Genomic DNA, 17,483 nt, shown 5'->3' with positions numbered 1-17,483 from the left:
TCCTTGAGCATCTTTTCCGAGCAGGAAAAGACGGCCTGGCCGTTATTTTAATGAAGAGGCAAGCAAAATGCTTGCAACTAGGGTGGTACCGCGAATTTTCGTCCCTACTGACTCTTAAGAACAATCTTAAGGGTGAGTAGGGACTTTTTGTATTTCGGTCCATTATAATTTTATATCCATTACAAGCGATGAAAAGAGCATAGTAGCAAAATCTTCCCTGTATTCAGAGAGCTGATGGTTGGTGCGAATCAGTACAAAAGAGATTGCGAATTACATTCTTGGAGCTTTCTTTTGGCAATAGTCAAAAGCGGCAATAGCCGTTATCTTAATGAAGAGGCAAGCAATGCTTGCAATTAGGGTGGTACCGCGATCAATTCGTCCCTACTGATACAATCAGTAGGGACTTTTTGTATATCCGCATAAGCGGCTGTGTAGGTGTAAAACGGATTTTTAAATACAAACTAAACGAAAAGATCCGTTCAAGGTTGTAAAATCAAAGGAGGATTTTTAAAATGACAAAATCACTAGAACAATTACGAGGACAAATCGACGAAATAAATTTAGAAATTTTAGAATTATTAAATAAACGCGGTGAAATCGCACAAGAAATTGGAAAAGTAAAAGGTACACAAGGTGTGAATCGCTTTGATCCAGTTCGTGAACGTAAATCATTAGATCAAATCTTAGCTAACCATAATGGTCCATTCGAAGCTTCAACAATTCAGCATATTTTCAAAGAAATTTTCAAAGCAAGCTTAGAACTTCAAGAAGACGATCACCGTAAAGCACTTCTTGTATCTCGTAAAAAGAAATCAGAAGATACAATCGTTGACATCAACGGCACAAAAGTAGGACCTGGAAACTTAGAATTCGTAATGGGACCATGTGCAGTAGAAAGCTACGAACAAGTAAAAGAAGTGGGCTTAGCGCTTAAAGAACAAGGCATTACATTAATGCGCGGCGGAGCGTTCAAACCACGTACATCACCTTACGATTTCCAAGGTCTTGGAGTGGAAGGATTAAAAATCTTACGTCAAGTAGGAGATGAGCTAGGTCTATCAATTATCAGTGAAATTGTTTCTCCTCAAGATATTGAAACGGCTCTAGACTACGTAGATGTGATTCAAATTGGTGCACGTAACATGCAAAACTTCGAGCTATTAAAAGCTGCAGGTTCTGTAGACAAACCAATTCTTTTAAAACGTGGATTGGCAGCAACAATTGAAGAATTCATTAACGCTGCTGAATACATTATGTCTCGCGGAAATGGAAACATTATTCTTTGTGAACGCGGTATCCGCACATACGAGCGTGCAACACGCAACACATTAGATATCTCAGCTGTTCCAATCTTGAAAAAAGAAACGCATTTACCAGTTGTAGTAGACGTAACGCATTCGACAGGACGCAAAGACTTACTATTACCATGTGCAAAAGCAGCGATTGCTATCGGCGCAGATGCTGTAATGGCAGAAGTTCATCCAGACCCAGCAGTAGCACTATCAGATTCAGCACAGCAAATGAACATTCCTGAATTCCACAAATTCATGGAAGAATTAAAAGGTGCAGCAGTAAAATTATCTTAATTTCATAGTGATACAGTGATAAGAAACTAGTAGCAAACATTTCCCTGTCTCAGAGAGCTGACGGTTGGTGGAAGTCAGTACAAAAATGTGAGCGAATTACACTCTTTGAGTACTCTTTTACAGAGCGGTCAGCGGATCGTTAACAATTCGAGGTGGCAAGCAATGTTTGCAACTAGGGTGGTATCGCGAGAAAAACTCGTCCCTATGACGTAGGGGCGAGTTTTTTATTTTTTATAACAGAAAGGAATCGATAATATGAGATATTTAACAGCAGGAGAATCGCACGGACCTCAATTAACAGCGATTATTGAAGGAGTACCAGCAGGACTTGAGTTAACAGCCGAACATATTAATGAAGACTTAGCAAGAAGACAAAAGGGACATGGGCGCGGACGCCGCATGCAGATTGAAAAAGACCAAGTTCAGATTAAAGGCGGTGTTCGCCACGGTGAGACGCTTGGTTCACCAATTGCTTTAGTCGTTGAAAACAAAGATTTTACGCACTGGAGAAATATTATGGGTGCTGATCCAGTTGATCATGATGAAGAAGTAAAGAGACAAATTACAAAACCTCGTCCAGGTCACGCGGATTTAAATGGAGCGATTAAATACGGCCACAGAGATATGCGAAACGTATTAGAACGTTCATCTGCTCGTGAAACGACGGTACGAGTAGCCACAGGCGCAGTTGCCAAACAAGTATTAAAAGCTGTAGGTGTAAATATTGCATGTCACGTACTTGAAATCGGCGGTGTGAAAGCTGAAAAAACGGCATATGAGTCGCTAACAGAACTTCAGGAAAAAACTGAAGCGTCACCTGTTCGCTGCTTAGATGAAGAAGCGGGACAGAAAATGATGAAAGCAATCGATGATGCAAAAGAAAATGGAGACAGCATTGGTGGCGTAGTGGAAGTAGTAGTAGAAGGAATGCCTACTGCAGTAGGCAGTTACGTGCACTATGATCGTAAGTTAGATTCAAAGCTAGCTGCTGCTATTATGAGCATTAACGCGTTTAAAGGCGTTGAAATCGGCGTAGGCTTTGAAGCAGCTCGCAGACCGGGAAGTGAAGTCCATGATGAAATTCTATGGGATGAACAAAACGGCTATACGCGTAAAACGAATAATGCAGGAGGTTTAGAAGGAGGCATGACAACAGGGATGCCGATTGTGGTGCGAGGCGTCATGAAACCTATTCCTACCTTATACAAGCCGCTGCAAAGTATAGATATTGATACAAAAGAGCCGTTTGCTGCAAGTATTGAACGATCAGACAGCTGTGCAGTACCGGCGGCGGCGGTTGTAGCAGAATCAGTGATTGCTTGGGAACTAGCATCTGCTATTATCGATCAATTTGGGGCAGATCGAATTCAGTTAATTCAAGAAAATGTAAAAAAACACGAAGAATACGCAAAGCAATTTTAAAGAATAAAGGAGAATGAAAGGTGAAAACACGTGTATTACTTATTGGCGTTGGCCTTATTGGAGGATCATTAGCGCTAGCTATGAAGAAGCATCGTCACGTAACAGTCGTTGGAGCTGATATCAACACAAATGAAGTACAAGTAGCCAACCAGCTAGGTATCATTGATTATGTAGCTGAAGATATAAAAACAGAAGCAGCCCAAGCAGATTATATCGTGCTTGCTACTCCAGTAGAGTATACGACAGCATGGATACACGACCTTTCTACTTGGAAGCTTAAAGAAACGGTTATCGTAACGGATGTCGGAAGTACAAAAGGTGAAATTATGAAAGCAGCCCAAGCGCTGAATAAAAAACGTATTTCATTTATTGGGGGGCATCCGATGGCTGGTTCTCATACGAGCGGTGCAGTCAATGCACGAGCGGATTTATTTTGTTCGGCGCGCTATATTTTAACGCCGTTTGAAAATGAGCAAAAAGAAAAAATAGATGCGCTTATGCATTTGCTAGAGCCTACAGGTGCACAATTTGTACCGCTTGATGCAGCTACTCATGACCAAATCACCGGAGTTGTCAGTCATTTACCACATGTGATTGCAACCAGTCTAGTAAGACAAGTCAAAGGCTATTCAGCAAATAATCATCTTGTTACAGAAATGGCGGCAGGCGGTTTTCGAGATATTACGAGAATTGCTTCAAGCAACCCTCATATGTGGAGAGACATATTAAAGCAAAACCGTTCTATGCTTTTAACATTGCTCGATGACTGGATGAAAGAAATGGAACAAGTAAAACTATTAGTAGAAAAAGGTGACGGACACGAGTTATTTGATTACTTTTCAGATGCTAAAGAATTTCGTGATTCGCTTCACGCATAAAAGGAGAGACAGATTGTGACAGTAAAAGCTTTACGAGGAACGATTCAAATTCCAGGAGATAAATCCATTTCTCACCGTTCCGTCATGTTTGGTTCAATTGCAGAAGGAACAACAACAATTAACGGATTTTTGCCGGGAGATGATTGCCTTAGCACCATTTCCTGCTTTCAAAAACTAGGTGTAGATATTCAAATGATTGATGAACAAAGCGTCGTGGTAAAAGGAAAAGGTCTACAAGCGCTAAAAGAGCCATCTGATATTTTAGATGTCGGAAATTCGGGCACCACGATTCGCCTCATGATGGGGATTTTAGCAAATACACCCTTTCATTCAACGTTAATTGGAGACGAATCTATTGCCAAACGCCCTATGAAGCGTGTGACTGGTCCGCTTCGTGATATGAATATTCATTTAGACGGCCGAAAAGACGCTAATTTTACACCGCTTGTTATTCGAGGTGGGAAAGCAAAAGGTATACAATATACATCTCCTGTTGCAAGCGCACAAGTAAAATCAGCTATTTTACTTGCTGGACTGCAGGCGGAAGGAACAACTTCTGTAACGGAACCGGCGAAATCGCGTGATCATACAGAACGTATGCTAGAGGCGTTTGGAGTTAAAGTGAAAGAAGAAGGATTAACCGTTTCAATTGAAGGCGGTCAAACGTTAAGAGGAACGCATGTAGAAGTGCCTGGTGATATTTCGTCAGCTGCATTCTTTTTAGTAGCGGGGGCTATTATTGCAAACAGTCGCATTGAAATTCAAAAAGTTGGGATGAATCCGACTCGAACGGGTATTTTAGATGTGCTTTCAAATATGGGGGCTTCGATCGAGACAGTCAAAGAAACAAAAGAAACGGCGGAACCCTATGCAGATTTAGTTGTAGAAGCTTCTCACTTAAAAGGTACGGAAGTAGGCGGAGACTTAATTCCACGTCTAATTGACGAAATCCCAATTATTGCACTAGCTGCCACACAGGCAGAAGGGATTACCGTTATTAAAGATGCTGCAGAGTTAAAAGTCAAAGAAACAAATCGTATTGATACGGTAGTGAATGAGTTAACCAAAATGGGAGCTAACATTGAAGCAACGGAAGATGGAATGATTATTCACGGAGGTACAAAACTTCATGGAGCAAATGTAAACAGCCACGGAGATCACCGTATCGGCATGATGCTTGCTGTTGCCTCTTGTATTGCAGAAGGGGAAACAATTATTGAAAATCGTGACGCGGTATCCGTTTCGTACCCGCAGTTTTTTGCTCACTTAGAGTCTTTACAGCAGTAAATTCCCTTATTATGTTAAAATAGCAGTTTGAAAGTTGTAAGGAATTTATAAAATTAAAACCAATGACTCTATATTTCGCCGGAGAAATCCGATATAATCATTACAACACCTCTAGTATTAAATAGAATTTGGTGAATGATTATGTTTTTGATGATTGTCTACATCGGGGCCATTTTATTTTTTATAAAAATGTTTATGGATCGAGATTTTATTTGGTTTTTGTTTCTATTGCCATTTTTGATGTTTGTTATGTTTTTTGAAACAGACTATCTTGATCATGTCCCTGAATCTGGAAGGTTAATTATCTTTACGTTTTCTTTTTTAGTCATTTATGCAATGGTTTTAGTGTATAATCGATACTTTAGAAAAGAAGGATGTAAAGAGTAAATTCAAATGTGAATCCATTGATAATGATAAAAAAAGCATGCCCTACGGCGTGCTTTTTTTATCGCTTGAATTGACATCCACTGGTGTAAGCGGCTTTTTAGCAGGGCCTTCTACCACAGATCCGTCGTAAGAAAAACGAGAACCGTGACAAGGACAGTCCCACGTGCGGTCACCGGCGTTCCAATTTACTTCACATCCTAAGTGCGTGCATGTAGTATCGACGCAGTGAAGCTTCCCTTGAGGATCTTTATACGCCCCCGTACGTTTGCTGTTTACATATACGACCGACCCTTCATCATTTTGAAGCTGATCGAGTCCTTTTTCAGGCATTGAAAACTTACCGGTAATAAAGTGTTCAGCCACATCAAGATTTTGACGAAAGAAATGCTTAAGGCTAGGGTCCGCATAAAAACGAGACGGATTATACAACTCTGCATATGGGTTGTCTTTCCCGGTTATTGCATCCCGGATAATATGTGCTGCAATGGTGCTATGAGTCATGCCCCATTTTTTAAATCCGGTAGCAATAAAGATATTTGGCTTGCTTTCTTTAAGGGGCCCGATATATGGAATTTTATCAAGCGTAAATAAATCTTGTGCAGACCATTTATAACGAAAATGTTGGACAGTAAAATTTTCTTCGGCGAACCTCTGAAGGGACTCATAGTGGAACATAGTATTAATTCCTTGTCCAGCTTTGTGGCCTTCTCCGCCAATTAAGATGAGTTCTTCTCCGTCAACTTTTGTTGAACGCAGCGAATGAGTAGGCTGATCAGCACTTAAATACATGCCTCCAGGGTAAGCTTGTTCAACTTTTGCTGCTAACACATACGAACGTTTGGCATACATGCGCGTATAGTAAAAGCCCGCTCCATCATAAAATGGAAAGTGTGAACACGCCACTACATATTTGCAAGAAATGCGATGTCCGTCTCTTGTGACAACGGTGGGCGACGTGCTTTCTTCTACATCCGTTGCTACGGTGTTTTCAAAAATCAATCCACCGCTTTCTGTGAATTTTTTTACTAAATGAAGCAGATATTTTAACGGATGAAACTGAGCTTGATCTTTCATAATAGCTGCTGCTCTAATATCAAAACTAAAAGGAAGCTCTGTTGCAAATTCACATGGAATATGTAATCGCTGATAGGCTCGAAATTCTTTACGAACTCGATGGTCAAACTCCAGCGTTTCTCCGTATAAGTAAGCATCTTGTACTGAAAAATCACAGTCAATGTTTTCCGTTTGAATTAAGTTTTTCATAAACTGCAGAGCTTGTTCGTTTGCTTTATAATACAGCAGCGTTTTTTCTTCGCCAATGTGTGAAAGCAGTTCATCGTAGATAACGTCATGCTGAGCTGTAATCTTTGCTGTTGTGTGACCGGTTGTACCATTTAAAATATTATCAGCTTCAATTAACGCCACGTTCAGTCCTTCTTTTTGTAATAAATAAGCCGTTGTAATACCGCTAATACCGCCTCCTACTACTACAACATCAACTTTTCGATTTTCTGAAAGAGATGGGTATGTTGGAAACTTTAAATGATCGCGCCAGTAGGGCTCAGTATCCTTTGGGATATTTGCCAATTTATTCACCTCCATATGATAAGTCTTATTTTTACCATAGTTTTCTAAAAAAATGTATGCAAAATAAAGGAATCTACTCTAATAGCACCTCTTGGCTATACCTGTTTAAAAAAAAAGGAGGGGAAAAGAGTGATTACAATCAGCCTTTGTATGAATGTTGCGAACAAAGAAGAGGTTAACCCAAAACATTTGCTATTCAAGACGCTTCTTTTTCAACGTGGCTTCCACACCTGGACCTTGTCATTTGCTCCTATAGAATTGGTGAATAAAAAGCAGAGCATGAAATAATAAAAGGCTACAGATTTAAACATGCAGAGCAATAAATTCATATAAATGATAGGGAGCATCATATAATAAAAGTATAGATGCTTAATTCGGCAAAAGGTATGTAAACATCAAGGTCCAAATAAAAGGGCAAACGGCATGTTTGTCCTTTTTTCATGATTATAGTGACAATTTTCATATATAGTAATAAAGTATATATATAGCAAAAAAATCCCAATTTTAAAGAATATAAAAAACGGCTTAAAACCAAAACAAGTTGTACTCTTAGAGTATGTAGAACGTGCAAAAAAACGAAATAATATGTAGTATTGTAATACAGGACGTAATTGGGAAGAAAAATGAAAACGTTGACAAAAAGAGGAGGGGTACCATGTTGGGTTCACTACCTAATGTTATAAATACGTCAACGCTCGTGTCTTCAAGTGAACAACAAGAAGCGTCATCTGAATCATTTAAAACATATACTCATAAAGGAAAAAAATTCAAGGTTTATTTACCTAAATCCTATCATATTTTGAAATCTTACCCACTAATGGTTATGCTGCATGGATGTACACAAAATGCAGATGATTTTGCGATAGGCACGCAAATGAATGAGCTCGCCGACGAAAAGGAATTTATTGTCGTATATCCACAGCAGTCTTCTAACTCAAATATGAATAAATGCTGGAACTGGTTTGAACCGCTTCATCAAATTAGAGGATTTGGCGAGCCAGCGATTATTGCAGGGATTGTAAAAAAAGTCCAAAACATGCACTTTATTCAGAAAAATAAAGTGTTTGTTGCCGGTCTGTCAGCAGGAGGAGCCATGAGCATCGTCATGGGGGTAACGTATCCAGAACTGTTTGCTGGCATAGGTGTGTCAGCAGGTATCGAATATCAGGCGGCTCTTAACGTATTTAATGCGTATTCCGTCATGGCCAGTAAAGGTCCTTCCCCCGTTAAACAAGGAAGAATTGCTTATCAGCAAATGGGAAAACGGGCAAAGCCACTGCCGCTCATTGTATTTCATGGTAACGCCGATTCGACGGTAAATGTAGCCAATGCAGATCAAGTGGTTCACCAGTGGATTACAACGAATAATCTTGCTTATAACGGAAAAATAGATGGATGGATTCAGAATAGCCCGGTTAAAACGAGAGAAGAAAAAATCCTCTTTGGACGGGATTATACAACGTATCGCTACGAAAGCAGTAAGGGAGAATTGGCTATTGATAAATATATTATCAATGGAATGGGGCATGCATGGTCAGGAGGGAATTCAGCGGGCAGCTATACGGATCCTAAAGGCCCCAATGCTAGCCGAATCATGTGGGACTTTTTCATGAGTCAAAAAGTATAAACAGAGCATATAATGAGGTTCAGTTGCGGTCTTATCGCAGAGAAGAAGAGCTGAAAGTAGCTCTTCCGGCCCTTATTAGTATAAAGCAGCAGCTGCAGGAGCAATCATTTTAACTAGACGGTTTTTTCTAAAAATTAGGATTTGATTATTTAGAAAACGGGTACTGTAATAAAGAAATATGAAGCCGAAATTACATAGCTTAGGATTGACAGCTTATAGTTGTAAATGTAAGATAACTGCGAGCTGCATTTTGTATGATTAAAACATTAAAATAAGCCGAAAACTGAACAAATAAATAGAAATTGTAAGATGAGCGGGTAAGGAAAAGGAGATTAAAAAATGAATATTGCATTTTTCTTAGTACCAAAAAGTGATGTTGTAACATTAAATATTCAATCCACATTAAGACAGGCTCTTGAAAAAATGGAGTATCATCGCTATTCTACAGTTCCACTGGTTGATGATGATGGTAAATATGTGGGCGTTCTTACTGAAGGAGATCTTCTTTGGAAGTTAAAAAGCCTAGGAGACTATCGCTTTCAAGATACGGAAAATATTAAATTAACAGAGATTGACCGCTATCAAGATTATAACCCAGTTGCTATATATGATGAAGTTCAAAACATCCTTTCAAAGGCAATTGACCAAAATTTTGTGCCTGTAACGGATGATCAAGGCGTATTTATTGGAATTGTGAGAAGAAGAGAAATTCTAGAGTTTTATGCAGAAAGCGCAAGTAAAGTGAAAAATCAAATATAAAAAAGCCATCTAGAGATGGCTTTTTTTCTTGTCTTATCTTCCCCGTACATACTCCTAAAAACAGGCTTAGGTCATGGCCCACAGCAATGCACTTCCTTGTACTAGTTTACATAATCTATTTATATATAGGTATAAAATTGCCTATATAAATCTTATTTATAGATAAGGATGGTTTATGTGAGTTACAACAACAAAAAGAAGTGTTGCTGGTGTTCTAATCAGTATTATTACAAAACTTCTGGTTATGATCCAAGAAGTAGCCACGAAGGAAAATGCTGTCATAACGATTATAAGCATAACGATCATTGTCCTAAACATGATGATGATCATCGTTCAGGTCATAAAAAATGTCATCATGGCGGGGGTCACGGTGGCGATCATGGCGGTAACCACGGTGGGGGTCATGGCGGCAACCACGGCGGACATCATGGCGGTAACCACGGTGGAGGGCATGACGGCAACCACGGCGGACATCACGGCGGTAACCACGATGGAGGGCATCACGATGGTCACCACAGTGGCTGTCATCACGGCGGTTGTAAAAAACGTCATTGCTGCAAAAGACGTAACTGCTGCTGGGGCTGGGTTTTTTAATACCGGAGCTTTGAAGCAACAGAAAGAACTCAAGAAATTGAGTTCTTTTTTTGTAAGTTGAAACTTATAAACGGTATACTTCGTATATATAGTAAGAGCATTTTGGAGGAGGAAAAAAATGTTTAAAAAAATGTTTGCTAAAATGGGAGTTGGAGCTGCCAAAGTAGATTTACGATTAAATGAAACAGCCTATACGCTCGGTCATGTCATTGAAGGAGCTATTGTCATCCAAGGCGGAAACGTTCAGCAACATATTAATTTAATTGATGTTGAATTTTGGCTTGAAGTTCAAATGAAAAGCGGTCAAATGCATACACATCGTGTGGAAAGCCTGCGCGCAGCTTCTTCATTTACAATTAATGAAGGTGAGAAAAAGGAAATTCCATTTACATATCATTTACCTTTGGATCTTCCAATCTCTGCGAGCAACGTTAGCTATTTCTTTAAGACACACTTAGATATTGAAGGGGGAGTTGACTCAACAGACCGGGACCCTGTGCGCATTAAAGCACCAAAAAGCTTATATCAGCTAGTAGAGGGCTTTGAAGCACTTGGGTTTAGAGAAAAACACCATTCAGGAAAATTTAACGGATACAAACAAGAATTTGCATTTTTTCCTACAGACTTCTTAAAGGGATATGTAAATGAGGTTGAGTTTGAGGTAGCCATTGAACGAGAAGGTATACGCGTGTTATTGGAGCTAGATTTGCCTTCTTTCGGCCGGGAGAGGGAAATAAAAAACGAACTCTTTTTTACAAATGATGAACTAAGCCATCCATCCACTATCGCTCGTTTGCTGGAAGAAGCGATGGAAGAGATGATGGAAAATCCTCGAGACTATGAATATTATAAGCCTTCTCACTATGATCAGCATTCACATCATCCACGTATGAGCGGGTTAGGAGGAGCAATGGGAGGCTTTGCAGCCGGTATGTTAGGCGGGCTGCTCATTGAGAATTTGATCGATGATATGTTTGAAGACTCGGCGCTTGGTGAAATTGGAGAAGATATTGAAGAAGCCGGGGAGGATCTGTTGGATGGGGACTTTTTTGATGGAGGAGACGATTGGTAAAAGGGATTTTGAATAACTAAAAAGGATGATTAATGATGATCATCCTTTTTTTCTTTCTTCTTTCTTTTTTTTACTTCTATATACTTAATGTGAAAATCTTCTATAATCAAAACTTTAAAGTAAAATTGCTCATGCTGAATGATATCATTTTTGGTCACATCAAACTTTTCGGTTAACACCCACCCGGCAATGGTATCTACTTCTTCGTCGCTAATATCCGTGCCGAGTAAATCATTTACTTGGCTAATGAGCATTTTTCCGTCAAGAATATAGTGATCGTCTTTAATTTTTTGTACATAAGGAATTTCGTCCGTGTCAAACTCATCTCGAATTTCTCCCACAATTTCTTCAATAATGTCTTCTACTGTCACAAGCCCCGCGGTTCCACCATACTCATCAAAAAGAATAGCCATTTGAATGCGTTCTTTTTGCATCTTTACGAGCAAGTCATGAATAGGTACGGTTTCAATTACTTTAAAAATAGGCTTGACATATGATTCTAACGTATTGGTGCCGTCTTTTTCGTTAAATACAATATCATTATAAATTTCTTTAATATTAACGAGACCAATTATCTTATCTTTATCTCCATCTTCAACAATTGGATAGCGGGTATATTTTTCGACATTTGCAATTTGCAAAAAAACCTCTACCACGTCATCTTTAGAAGCACTTACAATTTCCGTTCGCGGGACCATTACTTCTTTAGCTAAACGGTCATCAAAATCAAAAATTTTGCTCATATATCGATATTCGGACTGATTAATTTCACCGCCTTCAAAGCTTTCAGATAACAAAATGCGAAGTTCTTCTTCACTATGAGCAGCTTCATTTTCCGAAATCATCGTTATACCAAACATCTTGGTCAACATACGAGCTGAGCCGTTTAATATTTTAATGAACGGATACATAAGTTTGTAAAACACGATAATCGGTTTTGCAAAGTTCAGCGTAATTTGTTCAGCCATTTGAATAGCAAACGTTTTAGGAGCTAATTCTCCTAAGACAACATGTAAAAAGGTAATAACAACAAATGCAATGACAAAAGATAAAATACCAGCAAGCGGCTCATTCGTATGGAAGGTAGTAAAAAGAGGATGAAGCAACCGATCTAGCGTCGGTTCACCAAGCCAACCAAGCCCGAGAGCCGTGATGGTGATACCAAGCTGACAAGCGGATAGATATTCATCTAAATGCGTAATAACATGTTTGGCAGATACGGCTTTTTTATTTCCTTCTTCTAGAAGCTGATTGATTTTTGAACTCCTTACTTTTACAATAGCGAATTCTGTCGCTACAAAAAAAGCAGTTAATGCAATCAAAACTGCGACTAATAGTAATTTTACGGCGATCATCAAAGTCACCACCTTGTATGTAAATGTATATCTTAAGTGTTAGCCAAAGTGGAGAAAACATGTATTAAATCGGGAAAAGAAAAACGCACATAAAAAAACTGCTTCTATCTTTAAAAAGAAAAAGAAGCAGTTTATTATGTTACATGTTCATTTAGGGGAATTAATCTTAACTTTACCATCATGGTCTATCACATATCGGTTCTACAGTTCAACTGACTTTTAGCAAACGTATTGCGAGCGTGTTATGACACCTCCTTTAACTGTAATCCGAGTATATATGATGCATCTCTCACTCCTTTCTATTAGTTAACTGTATTATAATACATAATTAATCAAAATACTACAAATATTCAGAAAATAATCCAAAATGCATAGTTTTTTGTCATTTTCTGAAATATATACGCAAAAGAGATTGAGACACAGCTATATCAATCGAATCTAAAGGGGAACAAATTGGATAAATGGTCGAGTATGGATCGCTTGTTCCACCGCTGTTGATTTCCGTGCATGACTTCACTTCCCGCAGGAGTCTTCGCCTTTCCCTCCAATCAACAGCTAGAATCAACTCTAAACATAACCTATATTCACCATACTAATGAAAAGATCCGAACGATGAATCGTTCGGATCTTCCTTTAATTAAAATACGTTTGCCCCAGCCTCTTTGTAATTAATGCAGTTTATGGTTATTAGGCATCTGAGGAGAGGCAGTAGCTTTTGCGAAACTTGTGATCATTTGCTGCATATCTTCTTTTGCAAGCTGCGGCACTTGATAATAATGATGTTTGTTTTGATAAAGAGAAATTTCATAAGCCATTTCAATCCAATTAGGAACACTGTCTCCGAATATTCGGCGAACAACAGGATTAGTTATTTCTAAAGCTGTCATAGTTAAAAGAGATGCTTGAGACTTGACTAGACCCAGCATATGACCTGAAATTCCTTTTTCATTAATTTCCTCAACGGACTGATTCGGCTTTTTAGGCTGCGAAGGCTTTAAGCCATAAACAAAGGTATGAGACTGTTTCATGTTATATACATGTGTAGAACCGGCCGGCTTTTGGCCAGTAGAAAAAGCTTCTACGATTAAATTATATTCATTTAAAATAAACTGATATTGCCGATCAATAATATCAAGCAGCTCTTGTTCTTTTACATATTGCCTAAACATCATAAACTGATCCATTACATTGATCGAGCCGGCAAGTGTTTCATGAACGTCAAATAGCTCATGCCCTCCATGGTTCAATTGAGGGGGGATAGCTCCAGTTTGCATGTTTGTAGGAAGTTCGTGATTATTCATACTAAGTCCTCCTTAAAATCGGTATCGACTATAGTCTTTAAACTTCTTCAAGTTTTATACTCAAACTTGATTTATTCATAAAATGTTGCTCTACATAACTTAATTTACCTCTAGTTAGTTAATTAAAGGGTAAAAGTGAAAGGGTTTTATAAAAAAAAAGCGAATATCAATAACAATTCACGATCTATAGATAGGGGAATCAAAAAACATGAATGAGCTGCTGTCATACTCAAGTGAATTAAAACATGAAGCAAATCAACTGGTGGTATCCAACCGTTTATTTAATTTGTTAAGAGAGTACGGTTGCCCGCTCTCAGGGGAGAGTTTTGAGTTAAATGTCATGACAAATCGCATCATTAATTTTTACGTAGGAAATGATGAAATGGATGAAGAATCTATTTTTCACATGGGGTATCAGCTTACAAAGCGTTTTCAACCTTATAAGATGATATTTGCTAATGAAAAAGGTAAGTATCAGTGGAGTGTGTATATGATTCAGAAGGGTGAAGAGTGGAAGCTTGATATTTCCGTGCTTCCAGAAAATATCGTGAAGGGCAAAGTTGAGAAACAAGTATTATTAAAATCACTTCTCACTGAAAAGAAGCGGGAATGTATTTTATTTTTCAAGCAGCAAAGCGGATATAATCGCTACTATACGAGTGATCATGTCTATAAGGCTGTGCTAGAAGATGACATTTACGATGATATGTCTTTTTTTATGTGGCTGCAAAAACAAAAAAAAGGAAATCAACAAACGTAAAAAAAGAGCCGATTGGGCTCTTTTTATGCATGTACGGATGTTTTTACAGGTAAAGCAGCTTTTAGCATCCAAATATGTTTTTCAATGTTGCCAATTGTTCCAATGAATAAGTCAGCTGTTACGTGATCATGTGCTGCTTCAGCTTTTTCAACTGCATTCTTTAGGTTTTTAACAAGTAGCGTATAGTCATTAATTAAGGTTTCTACCATTTCTTCACTCGTTTGCTCATTCCCATCTTCAGAAAGAGTAGCTGCTTGTAAAAATTGCTTCATCGTAGCAATTGGGCTTCCTCCAATGGCTAGTAATCGTTCTGCATATTCATCTATATAGTCCGCCGTCTCATTATAGAATTCTTCAAATTTTTCATGAAGCGTAAAAAATTGAGGCCCTTTTACATACCAGTGAAAGCGATGTAGCTTTGTATATAATACGTTAAAATCGGCAATTTGTTGGTTCAATACGTTTTCTAAATTCATAGTTAATAGCCTCCTAATGAGTTGTTGTTATCTTATGTTTATATTATATCAAATATCAAATTAAAATCAATACTTATTTATAATTATTATTAAATAATAATCAGAATGCTTTTAAATTGCAGTTATTCTCTTTAAAAACTCTAAAGATATGATAGGATAGAGCAAGAGTATTGAAAGGAAGAAGGGGTAGTCATGCATATTACACCAGAAGCAAAACAATTAATTAACAATATACTTGAAGAGCAGGAGATAACAGGAATTCGCTTGTATTTCAAAGGAATTAGCTGTGAAATCCCTAACATTGGGTTAGCTTTTGAAGAGCCTTTTGAAAATGATGAAATGTATGAAGTCGACGGAGTACAAGTAGCAATGGAAGCTTCTATTGTGCCTTATACAAATGAATTAATGTTAGATGTCCATACAACGCCGTACGGCCCAGGTTTAGCATTAGTTGGAGCTAAAGAAGCTGAGTAAAAAATTTATGTAAGAGAAGCTAACAGGTTTGTTGTTTGTTTTGGTAAACCTTGGTTTACTTAATTCAAACGTTAGTGAAATGGAGGGGGACCTATGCTTCTTTCTCATCATGTAACGGTTGAACAAAGACAGCAAATCAAACGCTTTAAACAGCAAATACAAGACGCAAAAACGCTAGATGAGCGCCGTTTGTATCAAGCCCAGCTAAATAAATTTGTTGAGCGCCTATTTATTGAGAATCGCTTGCAGCGCAGCGGCGAACAATAAAAAACACCTAGAAAAGAAGCCTTCAAAGAAGGTTTCTTTTTTTTAGTAGATTATTATACTTTTACACCTTGTAATTATTCATTTTCTTATATATCGCCCTTTATCTATTTGAAATTCGGTTTTCTGTATGAATATAGCACTAAAAACGTGTAAGTGACTGTTGAATGAAAGCGCTTTCTGTTATAGTAAAGGTATAGAATTGTACTTGTTCACCTACAATGTTCATAAGGAGTGGTTTGTATGATTGAAAGAGGAAACTTCTTAATTGGTTTAGCGTGGGGAACATCTTTGAGCATACCTTTATGGATCGCCTTCTTTGGCTGGATAAAATTAGTTTGGCGCTTGCTTTAAATAAATAAAAACAAAAAAGTAAAAAACTTCAGTGGATATGCGCTGAAGTTTTTTTAAATAGTATAAATAGGTATTAAGAACTGTTAAATAAATTGTATTTTTAAAAGATAAGTAAATAAGACTACTAAAATATTATTTTTGGTTTTTTTAGGATTCTAATGTTTTAGGTCTTATTGCATAATAGAAAGCGGGAGTACAAATTGAAAAGCTATCGTTTAGTAAGTTTCTCTACCTTATGTATCTGTCTATTCGTTTTATTCATTTCACCTTTTCAAGACACATCTAGTGCATCAACTGATAAATATCAAAATTTCAAGCAGCTCTCACAGCACGAGTCTTCAGCTAGCTATAAAGTGACGACTAAAGAAGCGAAAAGCCCTGTCCTTATCTTTGCTCCACACGGTGGAGGAATTGAAGGCGGGACAAGCGAAATTGCCAAAGAGCTTAGCAAACAAAATGCTCTTTACCTATTCGAATCGTTAAAATCGAAAGGCTCGCGAGATCTGCACCTCACAAGCACTCATTTTGATGAGCCCACAGCGCGTAAGATGGTAAGCATGTATGATAATGTTTTATCTCTTCACGGGTATTCTGGGAATGAAAAACATATTTTTGTGGGGGGAACTGATCGGGAACGTGCAAAAAAATTAACGCAATTATTAAATCAAAATGGATTTCCCGCGGAACTGATTACAAAAGGGCACGATGAGATTGCAGGCATTAACTCTAAAAATATTGCAAATAAAAATCGTACCGGCAAAAGTATTCAATTAGAGATTAGCCAACCGCTGCGAAGTGCTATGTTTCATTCATTCACTTCAAAAGGAAGAGCTTCGTCTAAAACTCAAACTTTTTATAAGTTTACAAATGTGCTTTCTACATTTGTTACCACTTCTTACTGAATCCAAAAAAGAATGCTTTCGCAAGCATTCTCTTTTTATAAACTATTTTTGCTACTCGTGACTTATAATAGGTTTCCAGTTAAAATCTTTTACATCTTGAACAGAAGGCTTTCTCACATGCTGTAAGCTTTCCTTATTACATGCTCCATAAACTATAAAATTTTGCTGAGCTTCTATTAAAGAAATAGAGTTAGCTCCTAGTTCATTGGCATTCAGTTTTTGATACGGATCGTCTTCCCAAAAACATATCTCACAAATATCATAGTCACCATCACTGTCTAACGATTGATAACCACAGCAAGGGCACGTATACTTTTTCATTGTTCCTATCCTTTCTGTATGAGATTTTAAACTAGAAAAAAGTCAGCCATCTTATTTAACTATTTTACTATATTCAA

Annotated in this window: 19 protein-coding genes and 3 other annotated features (1 of these 22 running past the window's edge); of the genes, 14 read left to right on the top strand and 5 right to left on the bottom strand. The window is 37.9% G+C overall.

The annotated features are described in order from the left end of the window. Positions 1-109 (top strand) — a binding site (T-box leader); it begins 97 nt to the left of the window's first position. Between the two features lie 70 nt (positions 110-179). Further along, positions 180-386 (top strand) — a binding site (T-box leader). A gap of 126 nt (positions 387-512) precedes the next feature. The 5 genes from ACMX9J_RS06075 (at position 513) to ACMX9J_RS06055 (ending at position 5,560) form a co-directional block, all read left to right on the top strand. Beyond that, the gene (locus ACMX9J_RS06075) at positions 513-1,586 is read left to right on the top strand and encodes a bifunctional 3-deoxy-7-phosphoheptulonate synthase/chorismate mutase (RefSeq protein WP_013057698.1); all 1,074 of its coding nucleotides are present in this window, start codon (positions 513-515) and stop codon (positions 1,584-1,586) included. A gap of 6 nt (positions 1,587-1,592) precedes the next feature. After that, positions 1,593-1,793: a binding site (T-box leader), on the top strand. Between the two features lie 48 nt (positions 1,794-1,841). Beyond that, positions 1,842-3,008 (top strand): chorismate synthase, encoded by a 1,167-nt coding sequence (gene aroC / locus ACMX9J_RS06070; protein WP_047750559.1) that lies wholly within the window; start codon positions 1,842-1,844, stop codon positions 3,006-3,008. 20 nt (positions 3,009-3,028) lie between these two features. Then, positions 3,029-3,886 (top strand): prephenate dehydrogenase, encoded by an 858-nt coding sequence (locus ACMX9J_RS06065; RefSeq protein WP_033580624.1) that lies wholly within the window; start codon positions 3,029-3,031, stop codon positions 3,884-3,886. 15 nt (positions 3,887-3,901) lie between these two features. Beyond that, positions 3,902-5,173, top strand: coding sequence for a 3-phosphoshikimate 1-carboxyvinyltransferase (gene aroA / locus ACMX9J_RS06060; protein ID WP_325075255.1), 1,272 nt, complete (start codon positions 3,902-3,904; stop codon positions 5,171-5,173). A 141-nt stretch (positions 5,174-5,314) separates the two neighbouring features. Continuing rightward, positions 5,315-5,560: a hypothetical protein gene (locus ACMX9J_RS06055; protein WP_013057694.1), complete on the top strand. Its 246-nt coding sequence runs from the start codon at positions 5,315-5,317 to the stop codon at positions 5,558-5,560. A 42-nt stretch (positions 5,561-5,602) separates the two neighbouring features. On the opposite strand, the gene ACMX9J_RS06050 is transcribed toward ACMX9J_RS06055, so the two are convergent. Then, the gene (locus ACMX9J_RS06050) at positions 5,603-7,147 is read right to left on the bottom strand and encodes an FAD-dependent oxidoreductase (protein ID WP_028412790.1); all 1,545 of its coding nucleotides are present in this window, start codon (positions 7,145-7,147) and stop codon (positions 5,603-5,605) included. Positions 7,148-7,276: 129 nt separating this feature from the next. On the opposite strand from ACMX9J_RS06050, the gene ACMX9J_RS06045 reads away from it, so the two are divergent. From ACMX9J_RS06045 to ACMX9J_RS06025, 5 genes are all read left to right on the top strand, one after another. Further along, positions 7,277-7,435, top strand: a complete 159-nt coding sequence (locus tag ACMX9J_RS06045) for a hypothetical protein (protein ID WP_416225539.1) — start codon at positions 7,277-7,279, stop codon at positions 7,433-7,435. A 367-nt stretch (positions 7,436-7,802) separates the two neighbouring features. Beyond that, positions 7,803-8,774, top strand: coding sequence for an alpha/beta hydrolase family esterase (locus ACMX9J_RS06040; protein WP_033580627.1), 972 nt, complete (start codon positions 7,803-7,805; stop codon positions 8,772-8,774). 339 nt (positions 8,775-9,113) lie between these two features. Next, positions 9,114-9,533, top strand: a complete 420-nt coding sequence (locus ACMX9J_RS06035; protein ID WP_013057690.1) for a CBS domain-containing protein — start codon at positions 9,114-9,116, stop codon at positions 9,531-9,533. Positions 9,534-9,849: 316 nt separating this feature from the next. Next, on the top strand, positions 9,850-10,188 hold the full coding sequence (locus ACMX9J_RS06030) for a hypothetical protein (protein ID WP_416225538.1): 339 nt from the start codon (positions 9,850-9,852) through the stop codon (positions 10,186-10,188). Between the two features lie 57 nt (positions 10,189-10,245). Then, positions 10,246-11,199, top strand: coding sequence for a sporulation protein (locus ACMX9J_RS06025; protein WP_033579463.1), 954 nt, complete (start codon positions 10,246-10,248; stop codon positions 11,197-11,199). Positions 11,200-11,228: 29 nt separating this feature from the next. Here the strand turns inward: ACMX9J_RS06025 and ACMX9J_RS06020 are convergent, their stop codons facing one another. Both ACMX9J_RS06020 and ACMX9J_RS06015 read right to left on the bottom strand, forming a co-directional pair. After that, positions 11,229-12,554: a hemolysin family protein gene (locus ACMX9J_RS06020; RefSeq protein ID WP_047750563.1), complete on the bottom strand. Its 1,326-nt coding sequence runs from the start codon at positions 12,552-12,554 to the stop codon at positions 11,229-11,231. Between the two features lie 668 nt (positions 12,555-13,222). Further along, entirely contained in the window at positions 13,223-13,855 is a 633-nt protein-coding gene (locus tag ACMX9J_RS06015; RefSeq protein WP_033579461.1) for a spore coat protein, read from the bottom strand. Between the two features lie 208 nt (positions 13,856-14,063). Here ACMX9J_RS06015 and ACMX9J_RS06010 point away from each other — a divergent pair, with 208 nt between their 5' ends. Next, complete coding sequence (locus ACMX9J_RS06010; RefSeq protein WP_033579460.1) at positions 14,064-14,615, top strand: hypothetical protein; 552 nt, start codon at positions 14,064-14,066, stop codon at positions 14,613-14,615. Between the two features lie 23 nt (positions 14,616-14,638). On the opposite strand, the gene ACMX9J_RS06005 is transcribed toward ACMX9J_RS06010, so the two are convergent. Next, a complete protein-coding gene (locus ACMX9J_RS06005) occupies positions 14,639-15,091 on the bottom strand; it encodes a Dps family protein (RefSeq protein WP_028412796.1) in 453 nt (150 codons plus the stop codon). Between the two features lie 192 nt (positions 15,092-15,283). Between ACMX9J_RS06005 and ACMX9J_RS06000 the strand changes: the two genes are divergently transcribed. From ACMX9J_RS06000 to ACMX9J_RS05990, 3 genes are all read left to right on the top strand, one after another. Then, positions 15,284-15,565: a hypothetical protein gene (locus ACMX9J_RS06000; protein ID WP_013057684.1), complete on the top strand. Its 282-nt coding sequence runs from the start codon at positions 15,284-15,286 to the stop codon at positions 15,563-15,565. A 93-nt stretch (positions 15,566-15,658) separates the two neighbouring features. Further along, on the top strand, positions 15,659-15,832 hold the full coding sequence (locus tag ACMX9J_RS05995) for a hypothetical protein (protein ID WP_013057683.1): 174 nt from the start codon (positions 15,659-15,661) through the stop codon (positions 15,830-15,832). Between the two features lie 551 nt (positions 15,833-16,383). Then, entirely contained in the window at positions 16,384-17,085 is a 702-nt protein-coding gene (locus tag ACMX9J_RS05990; protein ID WP_416225537.1) for a poly-gamma-glutamate hydrolase family protein, read from the top strand. 51 nt (positions 17,086-17,136) lie between these two features. On the opposite strand, the gene ACMX9J_RS05985 is transcribed toward ACMX9J_RS05990, so the two are convergent. After that, a complete protein-coding gene (locus ACMX9J_RS05985; protein ID WP_033579458.1) occupies positions 17,137-17,406 on the bottom strand; it encodes a CPCC family cysteine-rich protein in 270 nt (89 codons plus the stop codon). Positions 17,407-17,483: the final 77 nt, after the last annotated feature.

This window comes from Priestia sp. RMT2NF4, from assembly GCF_047872835.1.
Classification (GTDB): Bacteria; Bacillota; Bacilli; order Bacillales; family Bacillaceae_H; genus Priestia; species Priestia zanthoxyli.
Note: the sequence above shows the minus strand (reverse complement) of the source record. Positions and strands in the feature narration are given on the sequence as shown.